The organism is Chitinophaga horti, assembly GCF_022867795.2.
Taxonomy (GTDB): domain Bacteria; phylum Bacteroidota; class Bacteroidia; order Chitinophagales; family Chitinophagaceae; genus Chitinophaga; species Chitinophaga horti.
In genome coordinates, this window is record NZ_CP107006.1 from 2,578,825 (window position 1) to 2,594,625 (window position 15,801).

General features: G+C 51.2%; 13 protein-coding genes. 5 read left to right on the forward strand and 8 right to left on the reverse strand.

Annotated features, from left to right (window positions below; translation table 11 throughout):
• Positions 1–2: 2 nt before the first annotated feature.
• On the forward strand, positions 3–1,034 hold the full coding sequence (locus tag MKQ68_RS10450; RefSeq protein WP_264283243.1) for a hypothetical protein: 1,032 nt from the start codon (positions 3–5) through the stop codon (positions 1,032–1,034).
• Here MKQ68_RS10450 and MKQ68_RS10455 read toward each other — a convergent pair.
• Positions 1,031–1,378, reverse strand: coding sequence for a hypothetical protein (locus tag MKQ68_RS10455; RefSeq protein WP_244838903.1), 348 nt, complete (start codon positions 1,376–1,378; stop codon positions 1,031–1,033). The two genes, MKQ68_RS10450 and MKQ68_RS10455, sit on opposite strands and share 4 nt — an antisense overlap.
• 46 nt (positions 1,379–1,424) lie before the next feature.
• Positions 1,425–2,222 (reverse strand): SDR family NAD(P)-dependent oxidoreductase, encoded by a 798-nt coding sequence (locus MKQ68_RS10460; RefSeq protein ID WP_264283244.1) that lies wholly within the window; start codon positions 2,220–2,222, stop codon positions 1,425–1,427.
• A 113-nt stretch (positions 2,223–2,335) separates the two neighbouring features.
• Between MKQ68_RS10460 and MKQ68_RS10465 the strand changes: the two genes are divergently transcribed.
• Both MKQ68_RS10465 and MKQ68_RS10470 read left to right on the forward strand, forming a co-directional pair.
• The gene (locus tag MKQ68_RS10465; protein WP_264283245.1) at positions 2,336–3,055 is read left to right on the forward strand and encodes an MBL fold metallo-hydrolase; all 720 of its coding nucleotides are present in this window, start codon (positions 2,336–2,338) and stop codon (positions 3,053–3,055) included.
• Between the two features lie 63 nt (positions 3,056–3,118).
• Positions 3,119–4,441, forward strand: coding sequence for a chloride channel protein (locus MKQ68_RS10470; RefSeq protein WP_264283246.1), 1,323 nt, complete (start codon positions 3,119–3,121; stop codon positions 4,439–4,441).
• Here the strand turns inward: MKQ68_RS10470 and MKQ68_RS10475 are convergent.
• Together MKQ68_RS10475 and MKQ68_RS10480 are read right to left on the reverse strand one after the other, a co-directional pair.
• On the reverse strand, positions 4,438–5,349 hold the full coding sequence (locus MKQ68_RS10475; protein ID WP_264283247.1) for a helix-turn-helix domain-containing protein: 912 nt from the start codon (positions 5,347–5,349) through the stop codon (positions 4,438–4,440). The two genes, MKQ68_RS10470 and MKQ68_RS10475, sit on opposite strands and share 4 nt — an antisense overlap.
• 64 nt (positions 5,350–5,413) lie before the next feature.
• The gene (locus MKQ68_RS10480; RefSeq protein WP_264283248.1) at positions 5,414–6,427 is read right to left on the reverse strand and encodes an aldo/keto reductase; all 1,014 of its coding nucleotides are present in this window, start codon (positions 6,425–6,427) and stop codon (positions 5,414–5,416) included.
• A 171-nt stretch (positions 6,428–6,598) separates the two neighbouring features.
• Here MKQ68_RS10480 and MKQ68_RS10485 point away from each other — a divergent pair, with 171 nt between their 5' ends.
• Both MKQ68_RS10485 and MKQ68_RS10490 read left to right on the forward strand, forming a co-directional pair.
• The gene (locus MKQ68_RS10485) at positions 6,599–7,534 is read left to right on the forward strand and encodes an AraC family transcriptional regulator (RefSeq protein ID WP_264283249.1); all 936 of its coding nucleotides are present in this window, start codon (positions 6,599–6,601) and stop codon (positions 7,532–7,534) included.
• Between the two features lie 27 nt (positions 7,535–7,561).
• The gene (locus MKQ68_RS10490; protein WP_264283250.1) at positions 7,562–9,001 is read left to right on the forward strand and encodes a sialate O-acetylesterase; all 1,440 of its coding nucleotides are present in this window, start codon (positions 7,562–7,564) and stop codon (positions 8,999–9,001) included.
• Positions 9,002–9,044: 43 nt separating this feature from the next.
• Here the strand turns inward: MKQ68_RS10490 and MKQ68_RS10495 are convergent, their stop codons facing one another.
• From MKQ68_RS10495 to MKQ68_RS10510, 4 genes are read right to left on the reverse strand one after another with little or no spacing between them, the layout of a single operon-like run.
• Positions 9,045–11,324: a DUF5703 domain-containing protein gene (locus MKQ68_RS10495; protein WP_264283251.1), complete on the reverse strand. Its 2,280-nt coding sequence runs from the start codon at positions 11,322–11,324 to the stop codon at positions 9,045–9,047.
• Positions 11,321–14,716, reverse strand: a complete 3,396-nt coding sequence (locus MKQ68_RS10500; protein ID WP_264283252.1) for a glycosyl hydrolase — start codon at positions 14,714–14,716, stop codon at positions 11,321–11,323. Before MKQ68_RS10500 ends, MKQ68_RS10495 begins: the two co-directional genes overlap by 4 nt.
• A gap of 2 nt (positions 14,717–14,718) precedes the next feature.
• The gene (locus MKQ68_RS10505; RefSeq protein WP_264283253.1) at positions 14,719–15,204 is read right to left on the reverse strand and encodes a glycoside hydrolase family protein; all 486 of its coding nucleotides are present in this window, start codon (positions 15,202–15,204) and stop codon (positions 14,719–14,721) included.
• Positions 15,168–15,800, reverse strand: coding sequence for a glycoside hydrolase family protein (locus MKQ68_RS10510; RefSeq protein ID WP_264283254.1), 633 nt, complete (start codon positions 15,798–15,800; stop codon positions 15,168–15,170). Before MKQ68_RS10510 ends, MKQ68_RS10505 begins: the two co-directional genes overlap by 37 nt.
• Position 15,801: the final 1 nt, after the last annotated feature.

The following is a 15,801-nucleotide window of genomic DNA, read 5'->3' on the forward strand; positions in this document are numbered from 1 at the left end:
CTATGCGTATCTATCTGTTGTTATTACTTGGACTATGCAGCCCACTACTACTGGCTGCGCAATATTTTGCCGAAAGCGAAACGAGGAGCTGCAAATCCAGGCCATTATGCCGCGATTGTTTTGCTAACAAATACACAGACGCTCAAAAGCGCACCTTAGACGAAAATTGGTCAGATTTTGAGGGCGCAGACCTGGATCAAACGCTTGCAGCAGACAGCCTGCTACATACGTTTAAGATCAGGTTCGACGGGATCGGCTGTGTGTATCCGTCATTTTTCAATGACAACCGGTTAAAGGAGATTTTTCTAAACGACAATGTGATTATCGGGGGATTCCGCCGCTATTCATTCCTGATGATCATGCATCGCTACCCGGATACGCTGGAAGTGTTTTATCCGCAGCTGAAAGGTAAACTCGATGCGTTAAAAAAGATCGCCACAAGGGAACGAAGCCTTTACACCCTACGGCCTGAACATACGGTTTGCTTCGAGTTCCGGGAGGCATGGAATGATGTGTTTATGCCGGAAATCATCGCGGCGGCCAACAAAAAAGTGCGTGACCATGAGCTTAAGCAATGTGTCTACTTCGTTCCCGGGTATAACGTACCCTATAGCCTTGCGCAGGTACAGGGCAATTTCATGTTCAGGGATTATGCAAATAATCTGCCTGACCGGAAAACAGGGGACAGCATTTTATTTCTTCGAATTTTCTGGCCAACGAACGATCAGAAGAAACATGACTTTACGTTAGAGAATTGCAACACGGATAACAAGCTGATTAAAGCCAATAAGACACTTTATGACTTCATCACGAATAGGGGATACAACGCGGCACTATCACTCCGGAAGTTTGTAAAAGCCCTGCCTGAAGACATGATCATCACCGGCATCTCTCATTCGTTTGGCGCTACTGTCAGTACTGCCCTTGTACTCAGCCCTGAAACAAAGATGGATGGCGACAATCACCGGGATTCGCTATTCGAGGCCGCATTCCGCAAAGAAACACCACCCAGACAGCGGTGCTACTTTTTTTAAGTGCGCCAGGCATCCCCGGCGTGGGTACCTTTCAGGCGATGGATGAAAAGCAAAATAAGGAGCATTACTTTTTCATCGGCCATAATAAGCGCGACCGTATACTGCGTAAACAACCTTTCCGGATTACGATCCCAAGGATTTTTACTAACGCCGCACGGGGTTGCCAAACTACGCTCGGCTGTGATTACAAGGGGGAAATCAGGGATGTGAAAAAATTTGTACGTGTCACGTTGAATATGGAGCCCAACTTCTACTACGCCCGCAATTCCACCCTTAATGTACACGATTACTTCTGCACCCGCCGCCAGCCCGGCTTCCAATCCCACTTCGTAAAATATGTGCATGACAGCTACTCCCGCGTAAATGATATCAGCATGCCAACGCCGGTAACTACGCCCCAAACTTCATCATCTCGGTCGAGTGGTTCAGCCCAGTAGTAGTACCCGCCGTCACATCCACGGTAACACCAGTAATCTTCCGCGCCAAGTCCGAGGCGAGGAACACACCTGTATTCGCAATATCGGCCATCATCGGCAACTGCTTTAACATGGTATCGCCTTCCAGCCGCTGAATGGCACGTTTTCCCTGTTCGCCGCCAAGTTCGATGGCTTCCCTGAACACACGGGTGTCCGGGGAGCCGCCGGAACGGATATTCACTACGCGAACGCCACCAGGGCCAAGCTCTGAGGCGAGGTTCTTTGAGAAGCTTTCCACGGCACAACAGGCGACGCCGAATCCGCCGGTGAGCGGGTACGCAACACCGCCTGGTGTGGCGGTCAAGGTAAGGATCACGCCGGAGCCTTGTTTCAACATGGTGCGGGCGGCAGCGGTGGCGGTAAGGAACTGTGTTTCTATAGCGATGTGAATGGGGCGCAGAAAATCCTCGGGGTGCATATCAATAAGTGGCACGTCCTGTGTATCCTTCCAGCCGATGGCGTTGAAGGAGATGTCCAGCTGCTTAACCTGCGCCAGGTGCCGCTGGATAGACGTAGCGCTGAGGGCATCTACGATCGCGATTTCGGCTTTTCCTCCTTTTGCAGTAATGCCGGCGACGACGGCTTCGAGGGCATCGGGGTTGCGGCCGGTAAGCAACACGGTGGCGCCCGCGGCGGCGAATGCCTCGGCAAAGGCTTGTCCCATGGAGCCGGATGCGCCGTAAATCACGGCGGTTTTATCGGATAAGGTCATAGTGACGATTTTTTATAAAGATATTGGGATTACGTCATTTGGGAGGGGCCGTAACCGGACAAATAGTGGGTGGATTACGACAAGCCAGCCATTATTACGTACTTTGTGTTCACATGAAAATCATCGCACTGTACGAAGGAAGTTATATCGTGAATAAGCAAAAGGTATTCACACCGATCACGCCCGGCATGGCAAGGGTTCCCGGCGATGGCACGAAGGTGGGCATCTGCCCTTTCCTGGTAGAAGCGGGTACGGATTTGATACTGATGGACACTGGTACGGGCGCGGAACGCGACGGAGTGAACGTAGTTGTTTCGCTGATACGGCAGCACGGTTACAGGCCGGAGCAGGTAACGCATGTACTGCTCTCGCATTTTCATAAAGACCATACGAATGGGATTGGCAGCGGCGCTACGGGGATTTATACCAACGCGAAGATCTATGCACAGCGGCGCGGGCTGGAGCATGCGTTGTCGCAGACAAACAATCCTTCCTTTAACCAGCCAGCCCTACAGCAATTACAGCAGTTGTCCAATCTCCAGCTACTCAATGAAGACAAGGGCCAGTTATCGGAACACATCTTTTTCGAAATGGATGGCGGCCACTGCCCTTTCCACCAGCACTTTTTCATTCGGGAAGGCGGGGAAACGGCCTTCTATGGCGGCGATAACCTCCCGCAGCGTTACTACCTGGAGCATAACTGGGCGTATAAGAACGATGCGGACGGTAAAACGGCGATGCACCTGCGGGAGCAATGGGAACAGGAGGCCCGCAAGGCCCACTGGTCGGTGCTTTTCTACCATGACACACGGGACAATGTAGTCCAGTTCTAGGATTTCCTCAGGTTTATCGCTTGGAAATGCCGACCTTTGGGCCGCCTTTCAAATAAATATGTGATGGACAACAGATCAGGTATACAGCGTAAAAAGCTGGCGGGTCTGGTGGGAGTATCTTTGCTGACCGGCCTGCTTTCCACCCTACTGGCCTTTTTACTCAAACATGCGACGGAAGAAGCCGAAACTTATGTTTTTACCCATTTATCCAGTGCCTCTTACTGGTTTATATTTATTCCTTCCGTGGGAATGACGGTGATTTACTTCACACGCAAATATTTGTTTCGCGGAAAACAGAACAAAGGGATCAAAGAAATTTACAGTACCATTAAGGAGCGCAAAGAAGAACTTCCTTTTTATAAAGTACCCTCCCACTTCATCAATGGCTTTATAACAGTGATATCCGGTGGGTCTACTGGCGTGGAAGTGTCGACGGTGGTGTCTACAGCGGCTATCGGCGCAACAGCACATCGGAAAACGGCCATCGCCAGGCGTTACAAAACAGAACTGATCGCCGCAGGTGTGGCGGCCGGTGTGGCTACGCTGTTTAACAGTCCGCTCGCGGGCATCTTGTTCGCGGTGGAAGTAATTGCGCGCAGGTCGCACAAAAGCATTTTGCTTGCCTGTATCGTGGCGGTTATACCCTCCATTGTGGCAGCGCACTTTTTGCCGCACGCGTATCTTTTCAACATTCCTGTTACGACCTGGAACCCTGCCGCGACGCCGGCCATCCTGGTGATTTGTGTACTGAGCGCGCTGATGGCGGTATATTTCACACGGGTGATGGTACTAATCAAAACGAAGTATGCGAAGATCACCAATAACTTCATGCGGGTGAACATTGCGGCCTTCCTCGTAGGCATCAGCATCTTCCTGTTACCACAATTGTTCGGTGACAGTTATCATGCGGTAAATTCTATGCTGCACCAGGGCGCGCCGGCTTTCTCTGTTAAACTGCTGGCATTATTATTTTGCTTTGCGCTGATCAAACCGCTGATCGCTTCATTGACCATCGGTGCGGGTGGCGACGGTGGTGTGTTTGCCCCCAGTATTATTGTGGGTGCGACGATCGGGGTGTTTGTGGCATTGATCTGCAATCACTATTTTCATGCGAACTTCTCTTTTATCAACTTCATGATATTCGGCGTAGCAGCAGCATTAAGTGCTGCCATACATGCGCCGCTGACGGCCCTGTTCCTGGCCTGTAACCTGGTGCCGGGCGGCTTTACGCTCTTCCTGCCGGTATTAGCGGTGGCCATGGTGTCGCGATACATTTCGCATTACTTCTGCGAATACACGGTGTATAGTTATGAAGACCCATCCAAGGAAATGTATCCGCATCTGCGCCTGATGAAATTATACCGCAAAACCAGGCAGCAGCACTAGTGCAGCAGTTTACGGTAAGCGAGCGGCGACAGCTTTGTTTTATTCCTGAACAATTTATTGAACGATTGCGGGTACTCAAACCCGAACGTGTAGGCGATTTCAGCTACAGACAGCTCGGTGGTGGCCAGTAATTCCTTCGCTTTTTCAATCAGTTTATCCTGGATGTGCTGCTGTGTACTTTTCCCGGTAAGGCTGTTTAATAAGTTACTGAGATAATTTGGTGAGAAGTGCAGCCTGTCCGTAAAGTAATGCACCGTGGGCAAGGGCATCTCCTGCTGCTCAGGGTGATCGAAATAATCGTTCAGCAAGGCTTCGAAACGAGATAACAAATCAGAATTCAATGTTTTGCGGGTGATGAATTGCCGGTTGTAAAAGCGGTCGGCATAACTAAGCAGCAAATCAATATATGAGATGATCACGGGCTCCGTAAAACCGTCGATATTCTTCGCGCTCTCCGCCTGCAGCATTTTCATAATGTTGATCACCGTTTCCTCTTCCTCTGCAGACAGGTGTAAGGCCTCATGCACGGCATAACTGAAAAATGCGTATTCTTTGATTTTCGCGCCCAACGGATGTTTGCGTATAAAATCCGGATGAAACACCAGGCACCAGCCTGACGGTTTATGATTTTCGGGAATGTTGGAAACAACCTGTTTGGGGCCGGTAAAAACCATTACCCCTTCATCGAAGTCGTAATGATTTTGCCCGTATTTCATTTTCCCATACACATTCCGTTTAATAGAAACACAGTAAAGGTCCAGGAGTATGTTACGGTATTGTTGGTCTGCATTATATTGCATTTCATCAAAATTAAACACGCTCACCAATGGATGATGAGGCTTTGGCAACGATAATATGCGGTGTTGTTCAGACACTGATTTAACGTGATAAGGAACTTCTTTCTTCATGATCATCCGGCTTGTCTCCTGTAAAAATAGGCGAATCCATAACGACTCGCCCGTTAAATGCCTCCTATTTACCGACAATGCTCATCGATGTAGCATCATATCTTTCACCATGGACGGCTCCAATCGGTACGATTGACTCCAATTTGCGCATATCTTCCATCGATAACTTTACGGCGGCGGCGGCCACGTTCTGTTCCAGGTTTTTAACTTTCCTTGTACCGGGGATGGGTACATGGCCGTTCGCCAGTACCCAGGCAACCGCCAGCTGGGCCGGGCTGATTCCCTTTTCCTTCGCCATTTCTCCAAGTGCGTTTGCCAGCGTTACGTTTTTCATCAGTTGATCCCCCTGGAAGCGAGGCATATTCCTGCGAAAATCACCCGGGGGCAAATCTTGTTCACGCTGGATGCTGCCTGTCAGGTATCCCCTGCCGAGCGGCGAATAGGCCACCAGGCCGATGCCCAACTGATTAAGCGTATCAATAATACCCTCCTCTTCAATACTGCGCTCGAAAATAGAATATTCTGATTGCAGCGCTGTAACGGGGTGTACAGCGTGTGCGCGGCGTATGGTATCGCTTCCCACTTCCGACAGGCCAATGTACTTCACCTTACCTTCCTTTACAAGGTCGGACATTGCCCCCACTGTTTCTTCGATAGGCGTATTAGGATCCAGGCGATGCATGTAATACAAATCTATATAGTCTGTGTTAAGTGCCCTCAAAGAGCGTTCTACCGCCGACTTTACATAGCTCTTTTTGCCATTGATCTGCCAGGTAAGCTGCTCGTCCGCATCGATTTCATAGCCAAACTTCGTTGCGATGGTGTACCGATGCCTTTTTCCTGCCACTGCTTTAGCAATCAGACGCTCGTTCAGATTAGGTCCATATGTGTCTGCCGTATCGAGGAAGCTCACACCCAGCTCCAGCGAGCGATGTAATGTGGCTATTGCTTCCGACTCGTCGGAGGCCCCGTATACTTCCATACCGCTCGTAAAAACAGTCATACCCATACAACCCAGGCCAATCTGCGAAACGGTTAATCCCTGGCTCCCCAGTTTCCTTTGTTCGATATTGCTCATCTCTTTTCGTTTTTGTTCACACAAAGGTGCGACCATGCGTGACGGGAAAAGTAGCGCGATCTACGGGAGTTGTATCCAAATCTATGTTTCGGGAAGACTTGCGCATTTTCCGAATATCGCTTAACTTGACCATACCGACAGGTTCCACTTTTATGATTAACACGTCGCTGTATGACCGAGAAAGAGATTGAAAACAAAAAAGGATCTCACAAAAACATCTGGTATGGTATTGGCCGACACCGTATCGAGATCCCAAAGACCGTTTTAAAAGCACAGGTGCAGAACAACAACCTGATGAAGCACCTGCACATCCGCTCCATCGGGTACTATCCGAAAGCGCAGGACCACTACACTTACCGCAAAAAAGGATTACCGGAGAGTTTTATCTTTTATTGCGTGGACGGCCACGGCTGGTTCCAGGTAAAGGGAAAACGATATGAAGTAGGGCCCAACGAATTCTTTATCCTTCCGCATAATACCGAACATGCTTATGGCAGTAGTGAAGATTCGCCCTGGAGTATTTACTGGATTCACTTTGGCGGGGAGTCGCTGCAGGAATTTAATGATATGTTAACCGTGCAGAAACACTTCGAACCGATGTATATCAAGAATAATGGCGATATTATCCCGCTGTTTAACAAGATTTACAAAACACTCGAACTGGGCTACAGCCTTGATAATCTGCACTTCGCCAACATGTGCCTGGTGCAGTTCATCAACCTGTTCATCTACAACACGCGCCATTACGAGGCGAGTATGACGGATAAGTCTGACTGCGTGGACAATGCCATCCTGTATATGCAGGAGCGTATTAATGATAAGATATCGCTGGACGAGCTGGTGAAACAGTTCAACTATTCCGTCTCGCGTTTCTCCAATCTTTTTAAACAGAAGACGGGTTATGCGCCCATTGATTATTTTGTGCAACTGAAAATGCAAAAGGCTTGTCAGCAGCTGGATTTTACGAACCGTTCGGTGAAAGATATCGCTTTTAGTATTGGGTTCGACGACCCGTATTACTTTTCGCGCCGTTTCCGGGCGGTAATCGGGATGTCGCCTAAGAAATACCGTTTACTGAACAACGACCAGCGTAAATCACCGGCCTGAGGCCACCAACACCGTTAAAACAAACACATGATAACCATTTTAAAGAGCCGTGCACTAACGGCTTTGTTACTTTGCTTTACCCTGGCTGCCGCGCAGCCCCTCGCCGCAAAAGTGCGGCTCCCCTACTTCTTTGGAGACAATATGGTGCTGCAACAACAAACAGATGCCGCCATCTGGGGTTGGGCGCAACCCGGTAGTATGGTAAAACTTACGACCTCCTGGAATAAAAAGTCGTACACGCAAAAGGCCGATGCCAATGGTAAGTGGAAGTTGAAAGTCGCTACACCCGTAGCGGGCGGACCTTACAACATTACGATTTCTGACGGCACGGCGCTCACCCTCAACAACGTATTGATCGGTGAGGTTTGGCTTTGCAGCGGGCAGTCTAACATGGATATGCCGATGAAAGGCTTTCGTGACCAGCCAATACAAGGATCGAACGACGCTGTATTTAATAGCGCTAATGATAAGATCAGGTTGTTCAGCATGCCTCGCTCCGTACAGCTACACGCCCAGGACACGGCTAAAAGCAGCAGCTGGAAGGCCGCCAGTCCGGAATCTGTCGCTAACTTCAGTGCAGCAGGTTATTATTTCGGGCGGATATTACAGCAACGTTTAAACGTACCCGTTGGACTGGTATGCATTACATATGGCGGGTCGCCGGCTGAAGCTTTTATGAGCGGCAAGGCACTGGAAGCATTCCCCGATATTCCTGTTCCGGTTGCAGACACCCCGAAGCTGACTAACAAGAACGCCACTACGCTTTATAACGGTATGCTGCATCCTTTCATTGGTTACGCCATCAAAGGCTGCCTTTGGTACCAGGGCGAATCGAACGCCGATCGCCCCGATCAGTATGAAACGTTGTTTCCCGCGATGGTAAAGTCCTGGCGCGAAGAGTTCGGGATTGGCGACTTCCCTTTCTATTTTGTACAGATTGCGCCCTTCCGTTACACGACGCTGCCTGATGCGGAACAAGGAAAACGTAATTCCGCTTACCTCCGCGACGCACAACGTAAAGCGGCGCATGCCATTCCGAACAGTGGCATGGTCGTAGTCATGGATGTGCCGGATGAAAAGAATATTCACCCTGCAAACAAAGAAGTAATCGGCAAACGTTTTGCCTATATGGCTTTGGCGAAAACCTATGGACACAAAGGTTTTGGCTACACCAGCCCGGATTTCGATTCGCTGTTGGTAAATGGGAATACTGCCACGATCAAATTTAAAGATGCGCCCAACGGGCTCACTTCATTTGGAAAACCATTGCAAGGTTTCGAGGTCGCCGGTGCGGACAAAAAATTCTATCCCGCGAAAGCGGTGATCAAAACCGGCACCGTGCAAGTGTCAGCGGCGGAGGTAGCTACACCAGTGGCCGTACGTTATGCGTTCAGGGATTTCACTGTTGGTGATCTGTTTAGCACAGAAGGTTTCCCAGTATCGAGTTTCCGGACAGATAACTGGTAGTATATTTTTCGGATAGCGTGGGAGTGAATCTCCCACGCTATTCTTATTTGAGCATCACCTCTACGCGGTGCGCCTCCGTTGCGGGCTCCACTTGCAGGTAGACGACCTTTCCATCTTTGAGTGTTGCTTCCACCGTTGTTTGTCGGGGTGCGTGTAGTTTGAAGTGGACATCCTTATCTCCCGGCCAGCCTGGGAATAGCAGGATACGATCTCCGTCCGTCTGCAACAGCATTTCCTGTAAACCGATCATCCCGCTGCCACCCCAGTTGTGATCGGGCGCCCAGTCGAAACCCGGGCCCCAGAATGCCGGGAAACGGCGGCTGCTATTTTGCAGTTTTAAGGCCGTCAGGCGCCAGGCTTCCTCCCGCAGGCCCAGGCGGGCAGCCCAGATGTTATCCTGTTTCCAACCAACATGACTGCGGAATTTAATGACGCTCGTGTCTTGGTGCCAGGTATTGAGTGCGGTATCCAGTCCGGGTTTGCCGACTCCATACATTCCCCAGGGGAATACCGGGTACAGCTGTGGCGATTCTACATTATTGATGCGCTCCCAACTTTTGGCGGGGGCAATGGTCGTATGGCCATCAATTTGAGTGTAAGCTATCGGTGGGATGCGTTGGAGGAATTGCTGCCACTTCAGCCGGGCTGTATCGTTCGCCAACACATTCACCAAACCTTTTGTGACCGTTGTTAGGGCGGCGATGGTGGAACTGGCGTTGTACGCCATCTTGTAAGTTTCCGCCGCGCTGCCAGGATACAGTACTAACTTGCCGTTCCCGTCGAGCGCTTTGCTGCCACGTTTGCGGGCAAGGTACTGGTAGTGTTCATCGAAGAATTGCAGGCAGCTTTCGATGAAGGGGATGGTGCGCGGGTCCAGCTTGCCGGTGTAACGTTGCCGTTCGAGCATCATGAGGCAAAACTCCAGCACCGTGTCCCACTCATATTCCAGCCAGGCGTTGAACTCCATCCCAGGATCGTACCCGGCAGGGCGTTTCTGGCCGTATTCGGCGAAGTTGGGCAGACCGAAGTTTTCCATCTGCTCCGTAAAACAAGCACCGTCGTGATTCCAATAAACTTTTGACCGAAGTTCCGCGGTGCGTTGTATGCGATAGTAAAATTCAAAATGCGCCTGCATCATGTCCCAGTCGCCGGAGCGTATCATCGGGAAGTACACCAGTCGCTGGTTCTGCATAGTGTGCAGTCCGCCGCCCCAGTTGCGATAGTCTGGCGTGAGTTTCATGGCCGTGTCGGTATACACCGGATCGACGGTTAACAGGCCGCCGTTAAACTTCGTTGGCCAGTTACCGTAAGCATTACACGCAAGCATGTAGCGGAACAGCTGATAGTTGCGGCCTACCTGCCAGGCGGTGCTGTCTTTCTTGCCCGGATCAATCTCTATAAAACTACGCTGCCAGAAAGCCTGCCACCATTGACGATTTAGCGTTGCGCTTCGTTTATCGGTTACTGTTAATTTCTGCAATGTTTGCCGCCAGGCGCTTACATCGTTCGTTTGAGCCGTATGCAGCGCGAGGTGCAGCTGGTGGCTTTTAGCGGCCTGTTTAGAGATGAGCCGCCATCCTTTAAAGTCGGTATTCGCGTAAACGCCTTCGTACGTGCCGGACGGGATGAAGGCATCTCCGTAGAACAGGCCGCCGAAAGCGAGTTTTTTTAAGGGATTATACAGGCTGTCTTTGACCGGCTGCAGCTGTTGTTGCGCCACCGTGGCATCGAAGATCGTGGAGTCGCTATTGTGATGCACGAATAGTACGCCTCCTTTCTCAAACGTTACCGAATCTTTCCGGATGATGTTATTCTTCGGTGCTGCCCACTTCCAGGAGTTACCGAAGTTTTCGCGGGATGCTACTGCCCTGTCGCGGTAACGCCAGCTTTCATAGCCCGCGTCTACTTTTATTTGTTGATTCGATTTGATGGAAATATGCGCTACCGGCTGATGTACGTCGGCCCATATCTGAACGGTCGCCTGCGTGCCTTTGTGTTTGCCAGATATGCTCACATAGCCTTCCTGTAAATGCAACTCCTGCCGAAAGTCCTCTCCTTCGAATGGATTCGGAGTAAGGCGGATACGCAGGCGGCCGGCTTTCATTAACCCGTTATGTTCATCGAAGCTGCCACTGCGGGCGGCGTAGATGAGTAACTCTCCCTTTTCCACCCACACGTTCATCCCGATATCGCCACCACCGCAGGGCATGGAGGCGCCTGCATGGTCACTGGGACTATGCCATACGATATTATAGGATGGATCTGCCTGTGCAAATGCAGTTCCGCAGAAAAGCATGCTTAACAGGAAAAGGATTTTTGTCATCTTATGTCGAGTTGCACTTTCCCGGTGATGCCAGCAGGCAGTAATGGCTGGTCTTTCAGCCGGAAAGGAGCGGTGGTGTACGTTACTTTTTTTGCACCGGGCAGTTGATCACCAATCAGGCGATTGTGCCAGGTGTTACTTACTTCTATCTCAATTTGATTGTCGCCTTTTCGCACCGCATTCGTCACATCCAGCTCGTAGGGCGGCGTCCAGAGCGTGCCGCAGTCTACGCCGTTGATGCGCACGGTAGCGATATTGAATATACTATCTATTTCCAGGAAGATGCGTTTTTCGTTGGGCATGGATTGCAGCGTGAATGCTTGCGTATATTTTGCCGTGCCTGAATAGTATCGTACGCGCGGATCGTCAGCCTGCGACCAGGATTTGAGGACGGGCATCGTTACCGCAGTTGCTGGTCCGCCGTAGGCTGTGTCGAAATGAACGCGCCAACTGCCTGATAGCGGAATTTGAACATCATTACCGCTGCGATCGACGTTCGCCCTGGCATTGCTTTGATGTGGCATTCCCACAGCACTTCCGGTAACGGCGCTCGTCCTAACATTGCCTGTAGCGGAAACTTCACCCCGTTTGGTACCGACACCTTGCCGTACGACCAGGAAAAGCGACTGCGCAGCTGCCATCTGCAAACGAATGCGTTGATCCGCACCAACACCGACCGAACGTATGCTGCCATCTACCGGATCCATCACCTCTACCACGCTGCCCGTTGCCCGCAGCGACAGGACGAACAGTTGGGCGCTGTCTTCCTGGTTCGATATGAAGTAGATGTCGGCATCGCTTGTGGCCCGGTGCGTCCAGGCAAAACGGCCGCCTGTATTATGACGCTCCACGTCTCTTTTTACGGGCAGCGTTGTCGCCATGTATGGAAGCTGGATAAACTTCCCCTTCCCGGTGTTTGCTATCAAATCTGCAAACACCTGTTTTACGGCGGCATCTTTGTCTTTGATGCCGATGCCTGTAACCGGCGTTTTCGTATCCATCAAGACAGTAGCCCCTTCGCGCACCAGCCTGGCGAGTTGTTTTGCGGATGTGACCGACCAAAGTCCGGCGTCGGCCTGTAAAGGATGGACCAGCGGAAATACCAGCACCGTGTAACTCGCGCCACCCGGCAACACCACGCGGCCGTTCTTCACGGTCATTTGCATCAGCACGTCCGGGTTAAAAGAATCATACTGATAGCCGTTGAGCGCATTCACCCAATCCTCCGGATCAGCCATGTTTGCTGAGTGGTTAACGCCTGCCGGTTTCGTGCGCAAAGGCTGGCCGTCATTCGCCAGGCGCTTTTGTTCCGTAGTCATTCTTTCAGGCCCAAACAGCCCAGGTAAACTGCTCACTAACCTGTCGGGCAGCAAAGCGCGGCGAGGCAGTTGTTCGCCGGCGAATACGGCTATATCCGTCACCGGCCGCCCCAGTTGTAACAGGGACTGGCAGCGCGCGAGGTAAGCTATCCACGCCTTACTTTGTTTAAACCAGGTTTGATCACGTTGATAGTAAAGCCCGACGCCGTCCAGCGTCATGCCGGGCTTTTTTTCCGTCCAGGGATTATGTGTGAATACGTGAATGACCATCTTATTAATGCCCAACGCAAAGTTGCGGTCACCTACGATCTTAAGATTGCCGGGGTGCTCGCCCCAGTTCATACGCACAGAAGTAAAGGATTCCGCGGCGATAACGTTTTTACCATAGATACGGCCGCCACTGATCGCATCGAGCATATCGTTCGGCTTGTCGTGCGTCGGGCTATTCAGCCAAAACTCACCCATGGGCAAATCTGCATGCTGGTAGTGCAACAGGTTATCGCTCTGCATAACCGGAGCCACGCTCTCCATACTGATTTCGCAACCTTTTGCATGGGCACGGGCGGCCAATGTTTTATAAAACACATCGCGCACAAGTTCCGCGATCGTTCGGCGCACATCATACAACACCTTTTCTGCCATGGCTGCACTCCCTACCGGGATGCCCGCCATTACTGGCAGGTACGGCATCAGGTCATAACCACGGCGTTTGCGAAATTCGGCTGGAAAGGTGGCCGACCAGTTCTGGCTGCCGCACTCCCAGCTATCAATGTGAAAGTATTTAAGCACATCTTTGGCGACCCCAGGATCAGTTTTAGCGAATGCCTGTCCGAACCAGCTGTCGAATTGCAGGTTGATGGCGGCTTCACTGAACTTATCGCATTCCAGTCCACTAGCAGCACCGCCCGTAGCATTACGATGCCCGGTAGATGTATGCCCGATGCGTAATATCACCCAATCGCCGGGCGGCGGCGTCCAATGCAGGCGGCCGTCGTTATCGAGTTTGGCGTCGAGTTTTCGCACCTGGCTTAGCGGCACCGCCTCTTTTTCGGGAATTTGCGTTGTGGTGGTAGTATGCGCTACGCGCCACATGCTGCCATTTTTTGCCTCGTATTGATGGATCTGCGATTCATCACTTAGATAGATACCCGTTACTTTCAGGGACGGTTTCCATTTCGCAGCATCGAGGTCTTCTGCGCCTGGCTCCGTGCCGGACTTATCATACACGAAACGGAAATAAGAAGCGGTAGTGGGCGGAATAGCAAAGGTATAATCGATGCCTGTTTCCTGCCATCCATGTCGCGGTGGGTCGAGGCGGGTGATATGGCGGAAGTTGATACCGTCATCGCTGGCTTGCAGCATCAGTCTCAAAGCCTGAAACGTATTGCCTCCCGTACGAATCATGAGTGAACGTAAAGTGAATGGGTCTGTATACCGATATTGGATCCAGCATGTGGAGTCACAGCGGAAAGAGCTGGTTTGAGGAGTGGCGAGGAATTGTGCAGGCGTGCCGTTGCTCGTAGTTACCACTGGCTGTTGCTTGCGGACCGTATGCGCTAAAGGATATGCATATACGGCAATGTCTATATAGAAACCCTCACGATGTTCCGGTTTCGGAAGATAAATAGCGTTATTACCCCCACGTACATACGTTTTGGTCCATACGAGTTGCTGCATCGATTGCTCCGGCTTTATCCACGGACCGCCGCCTAGTGCAAAGCCGTCACTGAAGTGCATGCCGATCTTGAGTTGCAGGCGCTTTGCTTCCTGCATGGCGTAACGTACCATTTCCCACCATTCGGGTGAGAGTTGCCTTACCGTCGGGGCAAAAGGAACTCTTGAGGAAGTGTCTTTGATGGGCATGAGATAGGCACCGGCAATACCGGCTTCGCGCATCGCTTCCAGGTCGGCTTTGATACCTGCTTTTGATACGGCACCATGCATCCAGTACCAGAATACCCAGGGGCGTGCCGCTTCTGGCGGCTGGCGGAATACGGCTTCCGGCGACTGCGCGGAGGCAGTCAGCATGGCGAACAGACAGCCTATCAAACTAAAAAAATACTTTCCTTTCATGCCTACAGTTTACTACTGCCTTTATCTTTGGAGGTGGCGACCGCAATCCCTCTCCTGTCCTTCTTATCCACGGCGCAATAAAAATGATATACAATGCCATTGTGCTTTACGACGAAGCTTTTATGCGCATACTTATCATCGAATGGCGCAGAGGGGCGGATCAGGTCTTCCCCCTGCCAATCGGTCCAATGTACGAGATCGTAACTGCAGGCGAAACGGTTGAACGCATCTTTGCGGCCTTCCCAGAATGCACCGAAGTAAAACATCACCCACAAATCACCCATCTTTTGTAAGACCGCATCACCTGTAAGGCCTATCCTGTGGTGCATCACCGGTTCTATACCAAAACGTTTCCAATGCACCATATCGTCAGAAACAGCCATTCCTATTCGCTCGAACCAGCGCCACTTAGGCGTATTGTTGCTCGTATCCCCGTTTGCGTTATAATACATTACAAACGGGTGACCGGTGTTTTCTTTTCGTCCCATATCACACTCGACTTGTACAGCTTTTTATTCTCCCACCAGCGAACGTCCGCATCCGCAGCTTTCAAAACCGGCGCTGGCAAACGCTGCCACTCATGCGGCTTCGTTATGTCCCGGGAGGTATTGGCCATACCGATTGACAACACACCTGTCTCATACCCTCTCTCCTTGCCGCCGATATAACTCATCCAATACTTTCCGTTGAACTTGTTCAATTTATAGGAACCTCCCCATTTCGGATCCTGTAAGGCAATGTAACCAGCCTTCTGATGAACGTCCCATTCGCTGCCCGTGCTATCCGAGAAAGATAACAGGCGGCCGAGGTTCGTCCACTGAAGCAGATCGCTGCTCTTTGCCAGCCAGGTTTCGTAACCCCGGCCGTCAAAAACGATGTAGGTCATGTACCATGATTTACCCTGCTTAAACACAGACGGACAATCCGCCAGCCGACCACTGTCGGGTGCGATTACCAATCCATACTTAAAAGGCGTTTTCACCTCCTCGTACACCTCCTGCATTCTTTCCAGGGACACGTCCCGGTGCTGGCCCTGGGCGCCTGCCATGAAAAACAGGCAAATGATCGTCCAATATCTTCTCATG